The sequence below is a fragment of the Actinokineospora iranica genome (assembly GCF_900101685.1).
Taxonomy (GTDB): Bacteria; Actinomycetota; Actinomycetes; order Mycobacteriales; family Pseudonocardiaceae; genus Actinokineospora; species Actinokineospora iranica.
On record NZ_FMZZ01000004.1, the window covers coordinates 334,797 to 352,692 of the forward strand.

At 71.7% G+C, this 17,896-nt stretch carries 16 protein-coding genes; 3 read left to right on the forward strand and 13 right to left on the reverse strand.

The genetic code is table 11. The annotated features are described in order from the left end of the window. Positions 1-5 precede the first annotated feature (5 nt). Both BLS56_RS11525 and BLS56_RS11530 read right to left on the reverse strand, forming a co-directional pair. A complete protein-coding gene (locus BLS56_RS11525) occupies positions 6-965 on the reverse strand; it encodes a D-alanine--D-alanine ligase family protein (RefSeq protein ID WP_091449970.1) in 960 nt (319 codons plus the stop codon). Between the two features lie 64 nt (positions 966-1,029). Beyond that, on the reverse strand, positions 1,030-2,349 hold the full coding sequence (locus BLS56_RS11530) for an aminotransferase-like domain-containing protein (protein WP_091449971.1): 1,320 nt from the start codon (positions 2,347-2,349) through the stop codon (positions 1,030-1,032). Between the two features lie 170 nt (positions 2,350-2,519). On the opposite strand from BLS56_RS11530, the gene BLS56_RS11535 reads away from it, so the two are divergent. Then, entirely contained in the window at positions 2,520-3,146 is a 627-nt protein-coding gene (locus BLS56_RS11535; RefSeq protein WP_091449972.1) for a GNAT family N-acetyltransferase, read from the forward strand. A 21-nt stretch (positions 3,147-3,167) separates the two neighbouring features. Here BLS56_RS11535 and BLS56_RS11540 read toward each other — a convergent pair whose 3' ends face one another. The 9 genes from BLS56_RS11540 to BLS56_RS11580 form a co-directional block, all read right to left on the reverse strand. Continuing rightward, positions 3,168-4,313: an N-acetylmuramoyl-L-alanine amidase gene (locus BLS56_RS11540; protein WP_091449973.1), complete on the reverse strand. Its 1,146-nt coding sequence runs from the start codon at positions 4,311-4,313 to the stop codon at positions 3,168-3,170. Positions 4,314-4,488: 175 nt separating this feature from the next. Beyond that, positions 4,489-4,818, reverse strand: coding sequence for a thioredoxin (trxA, locus tag BLS56_RS11545; protein ID WP_091449974.1), 330 nt, complete (start codon positions 4,816-4,818; stop codon positions 4,489-4,491). A 32-nt stretch (positions 4,819-4,850) separates the two neighbouring features. Next, a complete protein-coding gene (trxB, locus tag BLS56_RS11550) occupies positions 4,851-5,864 on the reverse strand; it encodes a thioredoxin-disulfide reductase (protein ID WP_091449975.1) in 1,014 nt (337 codons plus the stop codon). Positions 5,865-6,031: 167 nt separating this feature from the next. Next, positions 6,032-6,856, reverse strand: coding sequence for a hypothetical protein (locus BLS56_RS11555; RefSeq protein WP_091449976.1), 825 nt, complete (start codon positions 6,854-6,856; stop codon positions 6,032-6,034). After that, positions 6,853-7,494: an RNA polymerase sigma factor SigM gene (gene sigM / locus BLS56_RS11560; protein WP_091449977.1), complete on the reverse strand. Its 642-nt coding sequence runs from the start codon at positions 7,492-7,494 to the stop codon at positions 6,853-6,855. Before sigM ends, BLS56_RS11555 begins: the two co-directional genes overlap by 4 nt. A gap of 70 nt (positions 7,495-7,564) precedes the next feature. Next, positions 7,565-9,121 carry a protein kinase family protein gene (locus BLS56_RS11565; RefSeq protein WP_324187514.1) on the reverse strand — a complete coding sequence of 519 codons (1,557 nt, stop codon included), beginning with the start codon at positions 9,119-9,121 and terminating at the stop codon, positions 7,565-7,567. 72 nt (positions 9,122-9,193) lie between these two features. Continuing rightward, positions 9,194-10,837: a murein biosynthesis integral membrane protein MurJ gene (gene murJ / locus BLS56_RS11570; protein WP_091449979.1), complete on the reverse strand. Its 1,644-nt coding sequence runs from the start codon at positions 10,835-10,837 to the stop codon at positions 9,194-9,196. 47 nt (positions 10,838-10,884) lie between these two features. Beyond that, complete coding sequence (locus BLS56_RS11575; RefSeq protein ID WP_091449980.1) at positions 10,885-13,050, reverse strand: DUF6049 family protein; 2,166 nt, start codon at positions 13,048-13,050, stop codon at positions 10,885-10,887. A gap of 21 nt (positions 13,051-13,071) precedes the next feature. Continuing rightward, a complete protein-coding gene (locus tag BLS56_RS11580) occupies positions 13,072-13,620 on the reverse strand; it encodes an NUDIX hydrolase (RefSeq protein WP_091449981.1) in 549 nt (182 codons plus the stop codon). Positions 13,621-13,700: 80 nt separating this feature from the next. On the opposite strand from BLS56_RS11580, the gene BLS56_RS11585 reads away from it, so the two are divergent. Beyond that, positions 13,701-15,302 carry a CCA tRNA nucleotidyltransferase gene (locus tag BLS56_RS11585; protein ID WP_091449982.1) on the forward strand — a complete coding sequence of 534 codons (1,602 nt, stop codon included), beginning with the start codon at positions 13,701-13,703 and terminating at the stop codon, positions 15,300-15,302. Here the strand turns inward: BLS56_RS11585 and BLS56_RS11590 are convergent. Then, positions 15,283-16,578, reverse strand: a complete 1,296-nt coding sequence (locus BLS56_RS11590; protein ID WP_407640504.1) for an MFS transporter — start codon at positions 16,576-16,578, stop codon at positions 15,283-15,285. The genes BLS56_RS11585 and BLS56_RS11590 overlap by 20 nt on opposite strands. A gap of 264 nt (positions 16,579-16,842) precedes the next feature. Between BLS56_RS11590 and BLS56_RS11595 the strand changes: the two genes are divergently transcribed. Then, positions 16,843-17,424 (forward strand): YqgE/AlgH family protein, encoded by a 582-nt coding sequence (locus BLS56_RS11595; RefSeq protein WP_091449983.1) that lies wholly within the window; start codon positions 16,843-16,845, stop codon positions 17,422-17,424. On the opposite strand, the gene BLS56_RS11600 is transcribed toward BLS56_RS11595, so the two are convergent. After that, complete coding sequence (locus BLS56_RS11600; protein WP_091449984.1) at positions 17,421-17,837, reverse strand: SdpI family protein; 417 nt, start codon at positions 17,835-17,837, stop codon at positions 17,421-17,423. The two genes, BLS56_RS11595 and BLS56_RS11600, sit on opposite strands and share 4 nt — an antisense overlap. Positions 17,838-17,896 lie beyond the last annotated feature (59 nt).

Here is a 17,896-nt window from a genome sequence, read left to right on the forward strand (position 1 = left end):
CTCACTCAGAGTGCGGGCTTGGCGCGGGCAATCGCCCGGTCGACCAGCCCCGCGTAGATCGCGCCGAACGACCGGCCCGCCGCCTCGATCGCCATCGGCACGAGCGAGGTCTCGGTCAGCCCCGGCGACAGGTTCACCTCAAGGAAGTGGACCCCGCCGTCGGCGGCCACGATCGCGTCGGTGCGCGAGACATCGCGCAAGCCGAGCAGCCGGTGCGCGGACACCGCGAGGTCCGCCACCTTCGCGGCGGTCTCCGCGTCGAGCCGGGCGGGCGTGTGGAACGTGGTGAGCCCGGCGGTGTAGCGGGCGGTGTAGTCGTAGACGCCGGTCTCGGCGGCGATCTCCACCGCGGGCAGCGCCTCCGGACCATCGGGCCCCTCGATGACGGTCACCGCCACCTCGACGCCGTCGACGAACCGCTCGGCCAGCACCGTGTCGCTGTAGGCGAGGCAGCCGACCATCGCGGTCGGCAGGTCGGCGGCGGCGCGCACGACCTGCGCGCCCAGCGCCGAGCCGCCCTGGTCGGGCTTGAGCATCAACGGCAGCCCCAGCCGCTCGACCATGGCGTCGAGCACCGGGCGCGCGCCGAGTTCGCGGAACGTCCGGTGCGGCAGCACCACCCAGTCCGGCGTGAGCAGGCCCGCCCGCGCCAACTCGGCCTTCGCGCTCGGCTTGTCCCACGCCCGGCGGCACGCGTCGGCGTCCGCGCCGACGTACGGGATGTCGAGCAGTTCGAGGATCGTCTGGATGGAGCCGTTCTCGCCCTCGCCGCCGTGCAGCGCGATCACCACCGCGTCCGGCCGCTGCTCGCGCAGCCGGGGCAGCAGGCTCGCGTCGGCGTCCCACTCCTCGACGGTGACCCCGACCGAGCGCAGGGCGACGGACAGCCGCCGCCCGGACCGCAGGGAGACGTCCCGTTCGTGCGAGAGGCCTCCGGCGAGCACGGCTACGCAGCGGTCGGACACAGGTGTCTCCTCAGGTGAGTCCACAGTGGAGCTGAAAGCGGGTCCTGACGCTACACGCCGACGATCAGGCGGTGTCCGGCGTGGGTGTCTGCGGACCGGACAGGGATCGGCTCGTCGTCGGGCCGAAGGTGTTGAGCAGGTCGATCTCCTGGGCCAGCACGCCCGCGAGCCTGCGCACGCCCTCGGAGATCCGCTCCGGCGGCGGGTAGCAGAACGACAGCCGCATCTGCCTGCTGCCGAACCCGTCGGCGTAGAACCCGGTGCCCGGCACGTACGCGACCCGCGCCGTCACCGCCCGGGGCTGCATGGCTTTGGTGTCGACGCCCTCGGGCACGGTCATCCACACGAAGAACCCGCCGTCGGGCTTGGTCCACGTGCAGCCCGCGGGCATGTGCTGGTCCAGGCCGGTCAACAGCGCGTCGCGGCGCTCCCGGTACATGGTCTGGAACGACTTGATCTGGCCCTTCCAGTCGTGCGTGGCCAGGTAGCGGGAGACGACCATCTGGTTGAGCGTGGGCGCGCACAGCGCGGCCGACTCGGCGGCCAGGACCAGTTTCTCGCGCACGGCGTGCGGCGCGAGCGCCCAGCCCACCCGCAGCCCGGAGGCGAAGGTCTTGGAGAACGAGCCAAGGTAGATGACGTTGTCGGCGTCCATCGAGCGCAGCGCCGGGTAGATCTGGCCGTCGAAGCCGAGCAGCCCGTACGGGTTGTCCTCGATGATCAGCACGTCGTGCCGGGCGCAGATCTCGATCACCTCGGCCCGCCGCGACACCGCGAGCGTCACCCCGGCCGGGTTGTTGAAGTTCGGGATCGTGTACAGCATTTTGACGCGCCTGCCCGCCCGCTCGGCGGCGGCGAGGGCGGCCCGCAGCGCCTCGGGGACCAGGCCGTGGTCGTCCATGGCGACGTGCCGGACGTCGGCCTGGTAGGAGGCGAAGGTGCCCAGCGCGCCCACGTAGGAGGGGCCTTCGGCGAGGATGATGTCGCCCGGGTCGCAGAAGATGCGGGTGACCAGGTCCAGGGCCATCTGCGAGCCGACCGTGACGACCAGGTCGTCGGGGTGGCCGTGGACGCCTTCGAGGGCCATGACCTCGCAAATCTGCTCACGCAGCACCGGCACGCCGTGCGCGGAGCCGTACTGCAGGGCGGTGAGCCCCTCGTCGGCGATGATCGAGGCGATCTGGTCGGACAGCGAGTCCAGCGGCAGGGCGGCCAGGTTGGGCATCCCCCCGGCCAGGGACACGACCTCGGGCCTGCTGGCCACCGCGAACAGTGCCCGCACCTCGGATGCCGTCATGCCCTCCGCGCGCGCCGCGTAGCGCCGCAGATGCGGGTCGAGACTGCGGGCGCCCTGTCTTTCGGGCGGCTGTCCAGTGCTGGTCATGATCGCTCCGTGGGTCCTGACGGATCAGACGAGTGTAACCGGATGAGTGACTTAGCCCTGATATTCGCCCCTACGGTTCCGACGCACGTCACATCGTCCTATTCTGGGTTGCGTAACTCGCCGTCCTCCCCTGCGGGCGCGCGACAGGCCCGCAAGGCACGGGAGGTTGGGTGTCGCGACGCGTTGTCGGCGTTACGCTGGACAACCTGGAGCACCTTCCGAAGCACTGCCGCGGATGCGTGTACTGGGAGTTGGCGCCGCATCTGAAGGAGCAGGCGGAGGAGTTCGGCACCACCGAGCTGGAAAAGGAAGCGTGGGTTTCCAGCGTGCTGCTGGACTGGGGCTCATGCGGCCGGGTCGTCTACAGCGACAAACTTCCCGTCGGGTTCGTGCTCTACGCCCCGCCGAACGCCGTGCCCCGCGCGTCGGCGTTCCCGACGTCCCCGGTCAGCGCGGACGCCGTCGTGCTCACCGGGTTCCACGTGCTTCCCGAGTTCCGTGCGGGCGGCCTGGGCCGGATGCTGGTGCAGGCGGTGGCCAAGGACCTGACCCGGCGCGGGGTGAAGGCCATCGAGGCCTTCGGCGACGCCAAGCCAGACGAGGACCGCTCCTGTGTCGTGCCCGCCGACTTCCTGACCAGCGTGGGCTTCAAGACGGTCCGCCCGCACCCGCGCTGGCCCCGGCTGCGGCTGGAGTTGCGCACCGGGATCACCTGGAAGGAAGACGTCGAGGCCGCCCTGGAACGGCTGCTCGGCACGGTCTCGGTCAGCACGGCGAGCCCGGTTCTGCAGCGCTGACCCGGGCCCGCCTGCTTGGCGTTATTCCGCTTTGGCGAGTTCGTGGGCGAGCACGTCGGCGAAGGTGAAGCTGCCGGTCGGCTGGTCGTTCTCGCCGAGCAGGTAGAGCCGCTTCACGGCGACGACGATGCCCTCGGCGACGATGTCGCGGAACGCCGGGTCGGACAGCCGTCGGCGGTCGTCGTCGTTGGTCAGGTAGCCGATCTCGATGCGGACCGCGGTGCAGCGGGTGAGCCGCAGCATCTCCCAGGTCTTGGGGTGCGCGCCGCAGTCCCGCAGGCCGGTGCGCATGGCGAGCTCGCGCTGGATCAGCCCGGCCATCGCCTCGCCGAGGGTGGACCAGGCGCCGTTGCCGGTGCCGAAGTGGAAGCTCGCCACGCCCTGGGCGTATGGGGAGCGGTTGGCGTCGCAGTGCAGGGAAAGCACCAGGTCGGCGCCTGCTTCGTTGGCGAACTGGGCGCGGTCGGCTTCCTCCGGGCACTGGTCGGGGCCGCGGGAGAGCAGCGCCTCCATGCCGGTGGCGACCATCCGGCCTTCCAGCCTGCGCGCCAGGTCCCACATCAGGTCGGACTCGTTGACCCCGCGCACCGAGACACCGAGGTCGGCGCCGCCGTGGCCGGGGTCGATGACGATGCGCTTGCCGCGCAGCCGGGGTCCGGAGCGGCGCACCCGCTCCTGCTCGCGCAACAGCACCGGTCGGCCGCCGCGGGCGCGCGGGGAGAGCTGGCGCAGGGCGCGGACGGTCTCCGGGCCGCAGATGCCGTCAATGGTCAGCCCGTAGTCGCGCTGGAAGTTGCGCAGCGCGGCCTCGGTCTGCGCGCCGAACACCCCGTTGGGGCGGCCCGCGTCGTAGCCGAGTTCGAGCAGGCGCTCCTGGAGGGTGACGACGTCGTCACCGGTGATCGGCGCGGACACCATGTACGCCAGCGGCCTGCCGCCGAGCTGGTGGGTGGCGTCCCGCAGCGCCCGGTAGGTCGCCGGGCCGATGAGGCCGTCGGTGATCAGCCCGCGCTGCTGCTGGAACGTGCGCACGGCGTTCTCCATGCCCTGGTCGAATTGACCGGACTCAAGGACGCCCTGTGCCGGAGGCAGTAGGCCCAGCGCGGCGAGCGTGGACCGAACCTCGGCTACGGCAGGCCCTCCATCGCCGCGGCGGAGTACCCGCATGCACCCTCGCTCTCGACTCGTGCACCGGTTTCCACCGATGCGGACCCTGACAGCTCATCATTGTGCCCTGTCGGACTTCCCAACAATCGCAGGGTGGCTGGTGCGTCACGCATACGCAAACCGGGGCCTCCGCGTCGACAACGAGACGCGAAGACCCCGGATACGGGTTGCCCGCTCAGGCCAGGTAGTCCTCAAGATCCTTGAGCAGGGTCGCCTTCGGCTTGGCTCCGACGATGGTCTTCACCGGCTTGCCGCCCTGGAAGACCATCATCGTCGGGACGGACAGGATCTGGTAGTCGCGGGCGACGCCCGGGTTCTTGTCGATGTCGACCTTCGCGACGGTGATCTTGTCGGAGTGCGCCGCGGCGATCTCCTCCAGGACCGGGGCGACCATCCGGCACGGCCCGCACCAGGTCGCCCAGAAGTCCACGATCACGGGCTTGTCGCTGGTCAGAACGTCGTCCGCGAACGAGCTCTCGGTGACGGTGACGGTGTTGCCTGCCATCTTCTCTCCTGTGGCGTCTGTGTTGGCGAGGGTCAGTTGACTGTGCTGTAGCCGTCGACGCCGTAGCCGCCGCCGACGAGTTCGGGGGCGATCTCGGCTTCGGCCGACTCTCCGTGCTCGGCGAGCCAGCGCTCGGCGTCGATCGCCGCAGCGCAGCCGGAGCCCGCCGCGGTGATGGCCTGCCGGTAGGTGTGGTCGACCAGGTCACCGGCGGCGAACACGCCGTCGACGTTGGTGTAGGTGCTCTGGCCCTGGGTGATGACGTAACCCTCGTCGTCCACGTCGACCTGGCCGGTGACCAGCGCGCTGCGCGGGTCGTGGCCGATGGCGACGAAGAAGCCGGTGACGTCGAGTTCCGAGGTGTCGCCGGTGACCGTGTCCCGCAGCTTCAAGCCCTTGACCGTGCTGTCGCCCAGGACTTCGAGGACCTCGGAGTTGAGCTGCCAGCGGATCTTCTCGTTGGCCCGCGCCCGCTCCAGCATGATCTTCGACGCCCGGAACTCCTCACGCCGGTGGATGATCGTGACGGACCGGGCGAAGCGGGTGAGGAAGGTGGCTTCCTCCATCGCCGAGTCGCCGCCGCCGAGGACGGCGATGTCCTGGTCGCGGAAGAAGAAGCCGTCGCAGGTCGCGCAGGCCGACACGCCGCGGCCGAGCAGCTCCTGCTCGCCGGGCACGTTGAGGTAGCGGGCCGCGGCGCCCATCGCGAGGATCACGGCCTTGGCCGCGTAGCGGACGCCGTTGGCGTGCACGTACTTCACCGGGCCGGTCAGCTCGACGGACTCGACGTCCTCCGGGCGAAGCTCGGCGCCGAACCGCTCGGCCTGGGCGCGCATCTGCTCCATCAGGTCCGGGCCCATGATGCCGTCGCGGAAGCCGGGGAAGTTCTCGACCTCGGTCGTGGTCATCAGCGCGCCGCCGAACTGGGAGCCCTCGAACACCAGCGGGTCGAGTTGGGCGCGCGCGGCGTAGACGGCGGCGGTGTACCCCGCCGGTCCCGAACCGATGATGATCACGTTTCGGATCTGGTCCGCTTCCGCAGGCATTGCCCCTCCATCGACCTTCGCCGAGCGCTCGCGGGCCCGGTCACGTGAGTGTCAACGCGATCGTAGGCGGCGATTGTTCCTGCGGTTCGCAGTGATGGCCCGCACCCGGCGGAAAACCGAGAGCGGGACCCGCCGAACGGCGGGCCCCGCGTTGCGCCGAGTGAGTGTCAGCGGCCGATGGTGTCGTTGAACAGCTGCGTGCAGTCCGGTGCGACGACCAGGACGCGCAGTTGGCCCGCGACCCCGGTGAACAGCAGGGCCATCACGCCGGGCTTGCCGTCGAGGGTGACCGGCCGCACGCCGACCGTCTGGGCTTTCGCCGCGTCGAACCCGTTGGCCGTGAGGCACCTGTCCAGCCCGGCCTCGTCGCCAAGCTGGCCGTAGTCCTTGCTCTCGCCGATCGCTTTGGCCGCGGCGCTGACGCCGTCGCGGGTGACCGCCAGCGGCCCCTGGTCGGCGGCGGAGCCCGGCGCTGAGGCAGGCGCGGACGCGGAGGGAGCCGGGGCGGCCACGCCGCCGGTGGTCTGCTTGGGGCCCGGGACGACCGCCACGGTCACCGCGACGGCCGCGGCCGCCGCGGTCAGCAGGCCGACGCCCCACGCGGCGCGCTTGCCGCGCTTGCGACGGGCCTCGGCCAGGTCGACAACCGGTGCGGCAAACGCTTGCGGGGCGGGTTGCGCGGGTGGGCCAGGGAGCTGCTGGACGGCGACACCGCCGCCGAACGCCCGTCTGGCCTCGGCCTCCAGCGCCGCGTCCAGGCTCGCGGCGAACCGCGCAGGCATCGGCGGCGCGGGGGCATCCCGGAGTTCGCCGAGGCCGACGCGCACCGACTCCAGCGCGTCGATGACCGCCTTGGCGTCGGGGTCGGCGTTGACCTGGGGCCACAGCCGCGCGCTCTGCTCCGGGTCGAGGACGCCCGCGTGCAAGTCGGCGAGCAGGTCGACAGACCACGGGGGCCTGCCCGGCCCACCGCCGCGAACCTCGTCTGTCATCGTCCCTCCCGGTGACGCCCCAGTGGCGCGCTTCTCAGTGCCGCGTTTCCATCTGCAACCGCGGCACCTGGGACGTTCGCATCTGCATCGGGGTTCCGCAGATGTCCGAGAACTTTCGCGAGCTTGGCCCGCCCCCGCGCGCACCGGCTCTTCACCGTGCCTTCCGCGATGCCGAGCAGCTTGGCGGTCTCGGCCACCGAATAGCCCTCGACGTCGACCAGCACGATCGGGGCGCGCTGCTCTTCGGACAGTTCGTTCAGCGCGGTCTGCACCACCAACCGGGTCTCCCGATCGGACATCGCGTCACGCGGCGTGACCGGCTCCCCTGGGCCTGCCTCAGGCAGCGGCACGGTCGGCCGGGCCTGCCGACGGCGCACCCGGTCGAGGCAGGCGTTCACCACGATCCGGTGCAGCCAGGTCGTCACCTGCGACTCGGCGCGGAACGAGCCCGCCGCGCGGAACGCCGAGATGAAGGCCTCTTGCAGCGCGTCCGAGGCCTCTTCGGGATCACGGAGAGTGCGCAGCGCCACCGCCCACATCCGGTCCCGATGCCTGCGCACGAGCTCGGCGAAGGCGCGCGGGTCTCCCGCGGCGTGCGCCGCGATGAGGGCGGCATCCGAACTGGCAGCGGCGGTCACCCGGACAGGGTAGCGGTCCTCTCCTGGCCGCCGTACCCCCCTCGGACCAGGGGAAATCCAAGCCGCATGGCTACCGCGCGCGGACGAAGCCGATCTCGCCGATCTCGGAGACGTTGCCCTCGCCGAGAGTCGTCACCCAGATCAGCATGTGCTGGCTTGGCTCGGCGTGGTCGAGCTGGAGCCGGGTCTGGCCCGCCTCGATCGTGGCCCTGCCGATGACCTTGGTCTCGTCCAGGTCGGGCTTCTCCGACGGCGCCGTGCGGATCTCGACCACGGTGCCCTCCGACGGCGAGTCGATCACCACGTCGAGGAACACGACCGGCTCGGCGAACGAGGCCATGATCCCCACGCCCGGCTTGAGCGCCGGGAACGGCCGCTCGTACTTGTCGGTCTTCCACGTCGTCTGCGGGTTGTCGTCGAACGCGCGGCTGGCCCGGCGCGGGTTGTCCGGGGTGCCCTTGACGTTGTAGACCTGCACGCCCGCCGGCTTGATCGGGACGCCGGGCTGCGGCGGCGGGGTGTTCTGGTTGGTGTTCCCCGCGTTGCCCGGCGCGGTCGCCACCGCGGTCGGGCCGACCCCGGGCGGCGGGTCGCCGAAGAAGCTGATCAGCTGCATCCCCACCCAGGCCAGCACGGCGACGGTGGCCACGGCCAGGGTGGTGACGCCGATGGCGAGCTTGCGCCGCTTCGCCGCGTCGTTGCTGGGCCGCCGCGTCGTCCACACCAGGCCGTCGTCTTCATCGTCGGAGTCGAGGACGGCGTCGATGCGCTGGGTCACGTCCTCGTCCACGTCGACCCGTTCCAGGGCCTGGACCAGGGCGGAGCTGGTGCGGATGCCGCCGGTCGGGTGCTCGGACAGGCTGTGGACCGCCGCGGCGGACAGCTCGTGCGGGATGTAGGGGAACAGCGCGCGCGGCGCGACGACCACGCCGTCCGGGCCGATCGGCGCCGCCGGGACGCCCTCGACCGGGGCCAGCGGCCAGCGCCCGGTGAGCAGCAGGTACAGGATCGCGCCGAGCCCGCGCACGTCGTCTTGCAGCGTCGCGTCCGGCTGCGGCCCGGGGAAGGCCATCTGGAGCCTGCCGTCGGTGGTGATCCGGGCCCGCCACGGGTGGTCGACACCGAGGACCAGGCCGATCTGGTGCGCCGACTCCACCGCGGAGGCCAGCGGCAGCAGCAGCCGGGCCGCGGTCGCGGGCGGCAGCGGGTGCTCGGCGATCACGTCGACGATGTCGCTGCCCGATGCCCAGTCGGCCACGACCATGCCGAGCAGGCCCTCTTCCGGGGCGATGCCGCTGCCGAGGCTGAGCACGTCGAGGACGCGGCTGTTGCCGGGGTGCACGATCTGCGCGGCGTGCGTGGCGCGCTCCAGGGTGCGGCGCACGCCCTCGACGTCGCGCGCGTTGCCCGGCGAGCCGGTCAGCAGGGTGAGGGCGACCTCACGGCGCAGCTGGCCGTCCTGGGCCCGCCACAGCCGCGCGTTGCCCCGGCTGCCGACGACACCAGCCTGGGCCAGCAGCCGGTAGCGGCCGTCGCCGACCACGCCACCAGGGACGAGGAAACCGTTCCTGGCCCGGATGCCAGCCGCTTCCTCGCCCATGGGGTACTCGGTCCGCCGTGTGGTCACCCGGTCTCTCTCCCGCCTGACGCTTCGGAACGAGAGTACGTGAGAACCGGCGTGGATCGCTGATGAACGAACTCAGCCTCGGCGCACCAGACGGGTGATCCGGCTCGTCGCGGGCTTGAGCTCGGGCACCCGCAGCGCGGCCAGGACACCGAAGGAGACCACCCCGGCGACGACGGTCTGCACGGTCAGCGCGACCCAGCCGGTGCCCCGCGAATGCGCCCCTTCCGGCAGCACAAGGCGGGTGACCAGCCAGGCCGCGAGCACTCCCGCGGCACCGGCGACGACGCTCATGGCGATCACCTTGACGATCTTCTTGCTGCGCAGGTTGCCCAGCCGGACCCACAGCCACATCTGGCCGAGGACCGCGCCGACGACGAAGGTCAGCGAGTTGACCAACATCACGCCGACAACCACCTGATCGGGTCGCACCACCGCGCCGCACATGTACATCAGCGGGATCTTCACGACGGTCATCACGACCATGATCAGCGTCGGGGTGCGGGAGTCCTTCATCGCGTAGAACACCCGGAGCTGGAGCATCACCAGCGCGTAGGGCAGCAGGCCGAACGCGGAGAACGCCAGCGCGGTGCCCAGCCGCTGCGCCTCGGCCGGGCCGGTCTCGCCAGCGTTGAACAGCGCCAGGCCGATCGCCGGGCCCGCGATGGTCAGCACCGCGCTGATCGGCACCAGCATCACCGCGGTGAGCCTGCTGCCGGTCGACAGGTTGTCGATGAGGCCCTTGTTGTCGCCGTCGGCCGCGGCCTTGCTCATCCTCGGCATGATCGCGGTCAGCAGCGAGACGCCGATCACCCCGTACGGGAGCTGGAACAGCAGCCACGCGTTGCTGTAGATGGACACGCCGCCGTTGGCCGCGGCGGTGAGCACCCGCTGGGTGACGACCATGCCGATCTGGCTGATCAGGACGTAGCCGAGAATCCACAGCGCCAGGCCGCCGAACTCGCGCAGCCGCGCGTCGATGCCCCAGGTCCAGCGGAACCTGAAGTCGATGCCGCGCAGCGCGGGCACCAGCATCGCCGACTGCACCACGATGCCGAGGGTGGTCCCGATGCCGAGCACCAGCAGCTTCGTGTCGCCCATCCGCACCGGGTCCAGCGAGATGTCGCCGGGAACCAGGGCGTAGACCACCAGGGTCGCCATGATCACCAGGTTGTTCACCACCGGAGCCCACGCTGTCGGCCCGAACACGTGCCGGGCCTGCAGGATCGCCGAGAGCAGCGCGAACAGGCCGTAGAAGAGGATTTCCGGCAACAGCAGGTAGGCGAACGCGGTGACCAGCTCCGGGTTGGCCTGGCCGGTCGAGTCGTCCACGTAGAGGCTGGTGAACAGCGGGGCCGCGGCGACCGCGATGACCGTGCCGACGGCCAGCCCGGTCATGCCGACGGTGAGCAGGCGGTTCGTGTACTCCGCGCCGCCATCCGGGTCGCTCTGCGAGCGGACCAGCAGCGGGACCACGATGCTGGCGAGCACCCCGCCGAGCAGCAGCTCGAAGATGATGTTCGGGAGCGTGTTGGCCAGGGTGAACGAGTCGCTGACCACGTTGATGCCGACCAGCCAGGCCAGCATCACCTTCCAGCCGAACCCGGAGATCCGGCTGACCAGGGTGGCGACGGCCATCGATCCGCTCGCGCGGGCCAGCGAGGGCACCTCTCGCTTGGGTGCGCCCTGTTCCACGGTGGCCGTCCTTGGTGTGTTCATCTCAGTGTGCTCACGTCACTGTTCGTTCGAAGCGCTCTTCGCGCGCGTCAGAGGTCGCCCGCCGCGGCGGCGCTCTTGCGCCGGGCCGCGCGGATCCTGCGGAACAGTCGCAAACCCACCAACAGCACCAACGCGCCCGCCGCGGTGCCGGTGACCGCGATGGTGATGGTGCCGTAAGAGGTGGAGTTGAGTTCCACCCGGGAGGTCTTGCCGAGCGGCGTGCCGTTGTCGGTGCTGAGCCAGACGTTGACGGTGAACCGGCCGGAGCGGGTGACCTCGGTGGGCAGGTAGCGCGGGAGCGCGGACTTCGCCGGGATGCGGACCAGGGCGATCTCCTCCGGCCGCAGCCCGGGGGTGTTGCCCACGTTGATCTTCGCGCGAACCGTCACCGGCAGCGTGTTGGTGATGAAGACCGGCAGCGGGCTGTCCTTCGACGCCAGCGACAGCGGACGGCCGGGGTCGTTGACCGAGACCTGTGTCAGCAGGTCGGTGAGCTGCCCGGACACCTGCAGCGCGGTGTGCTCGGCCTTCTCCGGCTGCCCGCGCCATGCCGTCGACGCTGCCCGGATCAGGCCGTAGCGGTACGGCTCGATCAGCGTTGTCGGGGTGACCTTGCTGGCGGGGTCCTCGAACAGCACGCTGTCGACCAGCTCCCGCTGCACGGCGTCGACGCGGGCCACCTCGCCGGTGACCGGGGCCGGGATCTCGGCCGCGCTGTCCTGCGCGCCGTAGTCCAGGCCGGTCGCGGTGCCCTGCTCCGAGCCGTCGGCCAGCCCCGGCAACCCCAGCGGCCGGATGAAGCCGGAGGTCTCCAGCGACTGGACGGTCTGCAGGAACACGGCCAGATCGTGCGCCGAGGCGTGCCACCGGCGCGGCGGGGCGACCAGCACCGACTGGCCGGGAACGGACTGGAAGCCGCTGCGGAAGACCAGGGTGGCGAGCCCGTTCTGCAGCGACGACGTCTTCACCCCCGCGTCGTCCACCGCGACCCGGGGCGCCAGCGAGGACGCGACCAACTGGTCGTACGGCAGGACGCGCAGGTTCTCGCCCAGCTTGTAGGGCGCGTTGCCCTGCACCCCCCGAATCCGGGTGGCGTCGGCGATGACGGTCGTGGGGCGGGCGGCGGCCAGATCGGCGAGGGTGCGCCCGTCGAGCGTGCCGCCGTCTGGCCAGACCGCGCCCGCGAGCGGCTTGGCGCCCAGCGTCTTCTCGACGGTCTCGGCCGAGGCCAGCGCCAGGTTCTGCAGGTCGGTGAGCCCGGCGCGGGACAGCGCGGCCAGGTCGGCGTCGGCGTAGGGCAGCGCGATCACGCACTGGCCGCGGGTCAGCTCCTGCACCCGGTCGAGCCACAGCTGCGCGGTGCGCCCGCCCCTGCCCTCGCTGACCGTGCCGTCCGCCCCGCGCACCAGGTAGCCCTCGGTCATGGCCCGCACGCTGTCGAGCAGGTCGGGGTCGACGACGAAGCACAGTGACCGCAGCATCGTCACGTTCGCCGCCGCCGCCGTCCGCACGGCGTCGACCAGGCCGAACAACCGGCCGTTGGACAGCGACGCGGCGAGCCCGTCGTCGGCGAAGACGGTGGGGCTGCCGTCGATCGGGGTCTGCACCCGGCGCGGCCGCTCGTCGATCAGCGGCCACAGCACGCTCAGCCGGGTCGGCTCCGCGGGCGGGGCGATCACGCCGCCACCGGGAGCCGACAGCACCGGCAGCAGCGTGCTCAGCGCGCCGACCCGCTCGGTGCGGCCGAAGTCGGGCACACCGTTGAAGTTGACGACCAGCGGGTAGATGCCCGGCTTGTCCAGCCGCAGCGCGCCCTTGTCTGCGTTCACCGGGACGGTGATGCTGAACCCGGTGCTCTGGTTCGGCTCCAGGACCGGCGCGACCGGCTGGAACGCGGAGCTGACCTCGGGCCGGTTCACCGCGTCGGTCCCCTGCGGGTCGCCCAGGGCCTTGCGCAGGTCGGTCTCGGCGCCGATGACGTCGCCGCGCTGGAGCCGCACGTCGATCCGCTCGACTCTGCGGTCGCCGGTGTTGGTGATCTTCCCGGTGACGGTGACCGTCTGGGTAGCCGCCTCGACCACCCGCGGGGACAGGTCGTCGATGTCGACCCGCAAGCGGCCCGCTTCAGCGGCATGTCCGGTGACGGGCATACCCAGGATGACGAACACCGCGGCCAATCCCGCGAATCCGGCGCGGCGCAGTCGAGTGATCACGGCTTCTCTCCAGCCATCGGGTCAGGCCCGTCCGACTTCGGGTAGGTCCCGCTCGACCGGATCGGGTGAGAGCGGATGCTCGGAGAGTAGTTGGCGCGCCTTGCGGACCAGACGGCGCTCGTCGGCATAGGCCAGCCGGTCGTCCAACTCGTCCAGCGCGACCCAGGCCACCTCGGTCACCTCAAGGTCTTCGTCGGACAACTCGAACGAGTGAGCGCGCAGCAGGAAGTGGTGGACGGTCTTGTGGATGCGCCGGGCGCCCTCGGCGATGAACCAGTAGTCGATGGTGCCCAGCGGCCGGATCACCTCGCCGTCGATGCCGGTCTCCTCGGCGACCTCGCGCACGGCCGTCTGCTCCGGGGTCTCCCCCGGCTCGATGTGCCCCTTGGGCAGCGACCACAGCAGCCGTCCGCGCCGGTCGAGCCTGCCGATCAGGGCGACGACGTCGTTCTCCGGGTCCACCACGACACCACCCGCCGAGGTCTCGTCCACCGTGGTGAGCTTGCGGCCCCGTCGCCGGAAGCGGCGCCCGGTGCGGGCGCCTCCTGACCTTCCGGACGACGACGGCATGTCCGCGATGGTAGTGCGATCGGCCCACTAGGGGCGGGCGTCCGACCTACCCCGAAAGCGGCCAGATACGCTCGTCCATCGTGTCTCGAACGTCGGCAGCCCAGAACGCGGTGGTGGAACTGCTGCGGATGTCCCCCGTCGCGGATGACCTGGCAGGCCGGTTCGCCCGTGCCGGTCACCGGCTCTACCTAGTCGGCGGCAGCGTCCGCGACGCCATGCTGGGCAGGCTCGGCAACGACCTCGACTTCACCACCGACGCCCGCCCCGAGCAGGTCATGAGGATCGTGACCGGCTGGGCGGAAGGCGTCTGGGACACCGGGATCGCCTTCGGCACGGTCGGCGCGACCAAGCAGGGCAACACCTGCGAGATCACCACGTTCCGGTCCGACGCCTACGACCGGGTCAGCCGCAACCCCGAGGTGCGCTTCGGCGACTCCATCGAGGAAGACCTGGTCCGCCGCGACTTCACGGTCAACGCGATGGCCATCGACTTGTCGACAAAGGTCTTCATCGACCCGCACGACGGCTTGGGCGCGCTGGCCGAGAAGCGGCTCGACACCCCGGCCACCCCCCAGGAGTCCTTCGCCGACGACCCGCTGCGGATGCTGCGCGCCGCCCGGTTCGTCAGCCAGCTCGGCTTCACCGCCGCGCCGCGCGTGCTCGACGCGCTGGCCGAGATGAGCGCCGAGATCACCCGGATCACCCCGGAGCGGGTGCAGGCCGAGCTGAGCAAGCTGGTCTGCGGGGCGCACGCGCGCCGCGGCATCGAGCTGCTGGTCGACAGCGGCCTGGCCGCGCACGTGCTGCCCGAGCTGCCCGCGATGCGCCTGGAGATCGACGAGCACCACCAGCACAAGGACGTCTACGAGCACTCGCTGGTCGTGCTCGACCAGGCGATCGCCTTGGAGGACGGCCCGGAGCCGGACCTGGTGCTGCGGCTGGCCGCGCTGCTGCACGACATCGGCAAGCCGGACACCCGCAGGCACATCCCCGGCGGCGGGGTGAGCTTCCACCACCACGAGGTCGTGGGCGCCAAAATGACCCGCAAGCGCTTGCGGGCGCTGCGGTACTCGAAGGAGATCACCGAGGACGTCGCCAAGCTGGTGTTCCTGCACCTGCGCTTCCACGGCTACGGCAAGGGCGAGTGGACCGACTCCGCCGTCCGCCGCTACGTGACGGACGCAGGCGACCTGCTGCCCCGGCTGCACAAGCTGGTCCGCGCCGACTGCACCACCCGCAACCGGCGCAAGGCCAACGCGCTGCAGCGCACCTACGACGGCCTCGAAGAGCGCATCGCCCGCATCGCAGCCGAGGAGGACCTGGCCAAGGTCCGGCCCGACCTCGACGGCAACGAGATCATGCGGCTGCTCGGCCTGCCGCCGGGCCCGCTGGTCGGCAAGGCGTGGGCGTTCCTCAAGGAGCTGCGGCTCGACCGCGGCCCGCTGGAGCACGACGAGGCCGTCGCCGCGCTGCGCGAGTGGGCGCGCGAGCAGGGGCTAGGTCCTGTCTCGGAGGGCCAGCACGCGCCAGCCGCGCCGGATGCGGCCCCTGACGGCACGGCCGCGACACCCAAGTACGACACCGGTACGAGCGGCGCAGCGGCCGCACCGCCAGGAACCACCCCGATCACGACTGACACGCACCGGCACTCCGAGACAGGACCTAGCGGTTCCGCCGGGTGACCAGGGCGAACCCGCCGAGGCCGACGACGTAGCTGAGCCCGGCGGCGACGACCAGCCCGCGTGAGGCCCCGTCCGGCGCGACGACCAGCGCGGCCAGCGCGACCGACACCACCTGGGTCACGTTGAACAGCGTGTCGTAGAGGGCGAACACCCGGCCGCGGACCTCGTCGCCGATGTCGCGCTGCACGGCCGCGTCCACGCACAGCTTCACGACCTGCCCGGCGAACGAGATCAGCAGCGCCGCGGCCAGGATCGTCGGCATGGTCAGCGGCAGCCCGCCGCCCACGATCGCGACCCCGCCCAGCGCCAGCGCGGCGCCGACCGTGCGCCGCCTGCCGAAGCGGGCCACGATCCGCGCCGTCGCCACCCCGGCGACCAGCGTCCCGATCCCGAACATCCCGGCGACCTCGCCCAGCCCGGCCAGGCCAGCGTCGAACCGGAAGCGCATCAGCAGCACCGCGAGCAGCAGCGCCACCCCGAACGCGGCCCGGTGCGCCAGCAGCGCCACGAACCCGGCCAGCACCGTCGGCGTGCGCACCGCCGCCCGGCCGCCGTCGACCAGGCCGTGGGCGATGGCGACCATGGTCTGGCTCGGCTCGTCCACCTCGTCCGGGCCCAGCGCCCCCCGGGCGAACCGCACCGCCAGCCAGGCCGCGCCCACAGACCCCAGCACGGCGAACGAGGTGGTCAGCCCGGAGCCGAGGTCGTCGTCGCCGAACACCGAGCGCAGCCCCATCGCGCACCCGGCCCCGGACACCGCGACGACCGCGCCCAGCGTCGTGGCCAGCGCGTTCGCCTCGACCAGGTTGCGGGTGGGCACCACGTGCGGCAGCGCGGCCGAGAGCCCCGACCCGACGAACCGGCTGATCCCGATCACCACCAGCGCCAGGGTGAACAGCGTCGGCCCCGACGCGCCCAGCACCACGGCGACCGCGGCGACAGCGACCAGCAGCCCGCGCAGCAGATTCGCCGCCACCAGCACCCGCCGCCGGTCCCACCGGTCCAACAGCGCCCCGGCGAACGGCCCGACGATCGAGTACGGCAGCAGCAGCGCGGTGAACCCGGCGGCGATGGCCAGCGGGTCGGCCTCCCGCTCGGGGTTGAACAGCACCGCGCCCGCGAGACCTGCCTGGAAGAGGCCGTCGCCCCACTGCGCGGCGAACCGGCTGAACAGGAGTCGGCGGAAACCGGGGATCGCCAGCAGCGCCCGAGCGCCGATCCGCGCGTGGTGCGCTTCGTGTCCGCTGTTCCTGCTAGCCGTGCCGGCCGTGCTCACGACTTGTCAGCCTACGGCCGCGCGGCAAAAGGAATGAGCGGCCCCCGAAGGGGCCGCCCATCCTGGCGGACGCCCGGTCGCCTCACGGCGGGTTGCGCGACGTGGCTCCAGCCGAGCGGTATTCCACGAAGGCGGTTCTAGTTGAGCCCGGGGGACACAGTGGCGCCAACCGCCCGGTCCAACGAGCGAGGGATGCCCGTTGTTCCCCACCCGGCGCCCCGACTCACCCGGTTGGATCCCAGCGCGGACGGTCCGGATGGGATCATGTGCGGTGTGCCGTCCGACGTAGCCGTCGAGCCCGGGACGCTGCTGGTAGCGGCGCCCAGCCTGCTCGACAACAACTTCCGCCGCACGGTGGTCTACGTGATCGACCACCGCGGCGAAGGCACGCTCGGGGTCGTGCTCAACCGCCCCAGCGACGTCCCGGTCGACGACGTCTTACCGAACTGGGGCCCGCACGTCACCCAACCCGGCTCGGTCTTCGTCGGCGGCCCGGTGGAGCAGAAGACAGCGCTGTGCCTGGCCGCCATGCGCACCGGCGTCGACGTGGACGGCGTGCGCGGCCTCGTCGCCGTCCGCGGCCCGGTCGCCCTGGTCGACCTCGACGCCGACCCGGACGCCCTGGCCCCCAAGTTCCGCGGGATGCGGGTCTTCGCCGGATACGCGGGCTGGGACACCGGCCAACTAGCGGGCGAAATCGACCGCGGCGACTGGATCGTGGTCCCCGCCCTCCCCAGCGACGTGCTCGCCCCGGCCGAGGAAGACCTCTGGGGCCGCGTCCTGCGGCGGCAGGGGATGCCGCTGGCCCTGCTGGCCACCCACCCGGGCGACGTCAAGCAGAACTAAGCGGTCTTGGTGAGCGCTCCGCAGCCGCCCGAGCCGCACTGGCAGCCCGCGCAGCCCGCGGGCAGTTCGGGGGCGGGCTCCGGGACGGCCCGCGCGGCCCGGTCGCCCAGGACGCCCGCGGCCAGGGTGATGCCGAGCAGGCCCAGCAGGGCGACCACCGACACGGTGAGCGCGCCCGCGGTGCCGGTCACCAGGAAACCGGCGACCGCGCCGAGCACCCCGACCAGGCCCGCGACCGCGGTCGGCAGCCCGGCGACTTTGTTGCCCACCCGGAACGCCTCGTCGCTGCGCAGCGTCGCCGCGGTGCGGACACCGCCGAACCGGTTGCGCGGCAGCCGCTCGGTCAGGCCGAGGAAACCGATGACGAGCAGCGGAAGGCCCGCCACCAGGGGCGCGAGCGGCACGAGGTTCACGAGTCGATGGTAAGAGGTCGCCCAACTGTCATGCGGTGGACACCCTCTTACGGTGTGCT

What these genes read in the sequence shown, in the direction of transcription:
- BLS56_RS11540 (WP_091449973.1), bottom strand. Translation starts at nt 4,313, where the DNA reads ATGCGGGTACTCCGCCGCGGCGATGGAGGGCCTGCCGTAGCCGAGGTT.
- BLS56_RS11580 (WP_091449981.1), bottom strand. Translation starts at nt 13,620, where the DNA reads ATGCCGTCGTCGTCCGGAAGGTCAGGAGGCGCCCGCACCGGGCGCCGC.
- BLS56_RS11555 (WP_091449976.1), bottom strand. Translation starts at nt 6,856, where the DNA reads ATGACAGACGAGGTTCGCGGCGGTGGGCCGGGCAGGCCCCCGTGGTCT.
- BLS56_RS11595 (WP_091449983.1), top strand. Translation starts at nt 16,843, where the DNA reads ATGTGCGGTGTGCCGTCCGACGTAGCCGTCGAGCCCGGGACGCTGCTG.
- trxA (WP_091449974.1), bottom strand. Translation starts at nt 4,818, where the DNA reads ATGGCAGGCAACACCGTCACCGTCACCGAGAGCTCGTTCGCGGACGAC.
- trxB (WP_091449975.1), bottom strand. Translation starts at nt 5,864, where the DNA reads ATGCCTGCGGAAGCGGACCAGATCCGAAACGTGATCATCATCGGTTCG.
- BLS56_RS11530 (WP_091449971.1), bottom strand. Translation starts at nt 2,349, where the DNA reads ATGACCAGCACTGGACAGCCGCCCGAAAGACAGGGCGCCCGCAGTCTC.
- murJ (WP_091449979.1), bottom strand. Translation starts at nt 10,837, where the DNA reads ATGAACACACCAAGGACGGCCACCGTGGAACAGGGCGCACCCAAGCGA.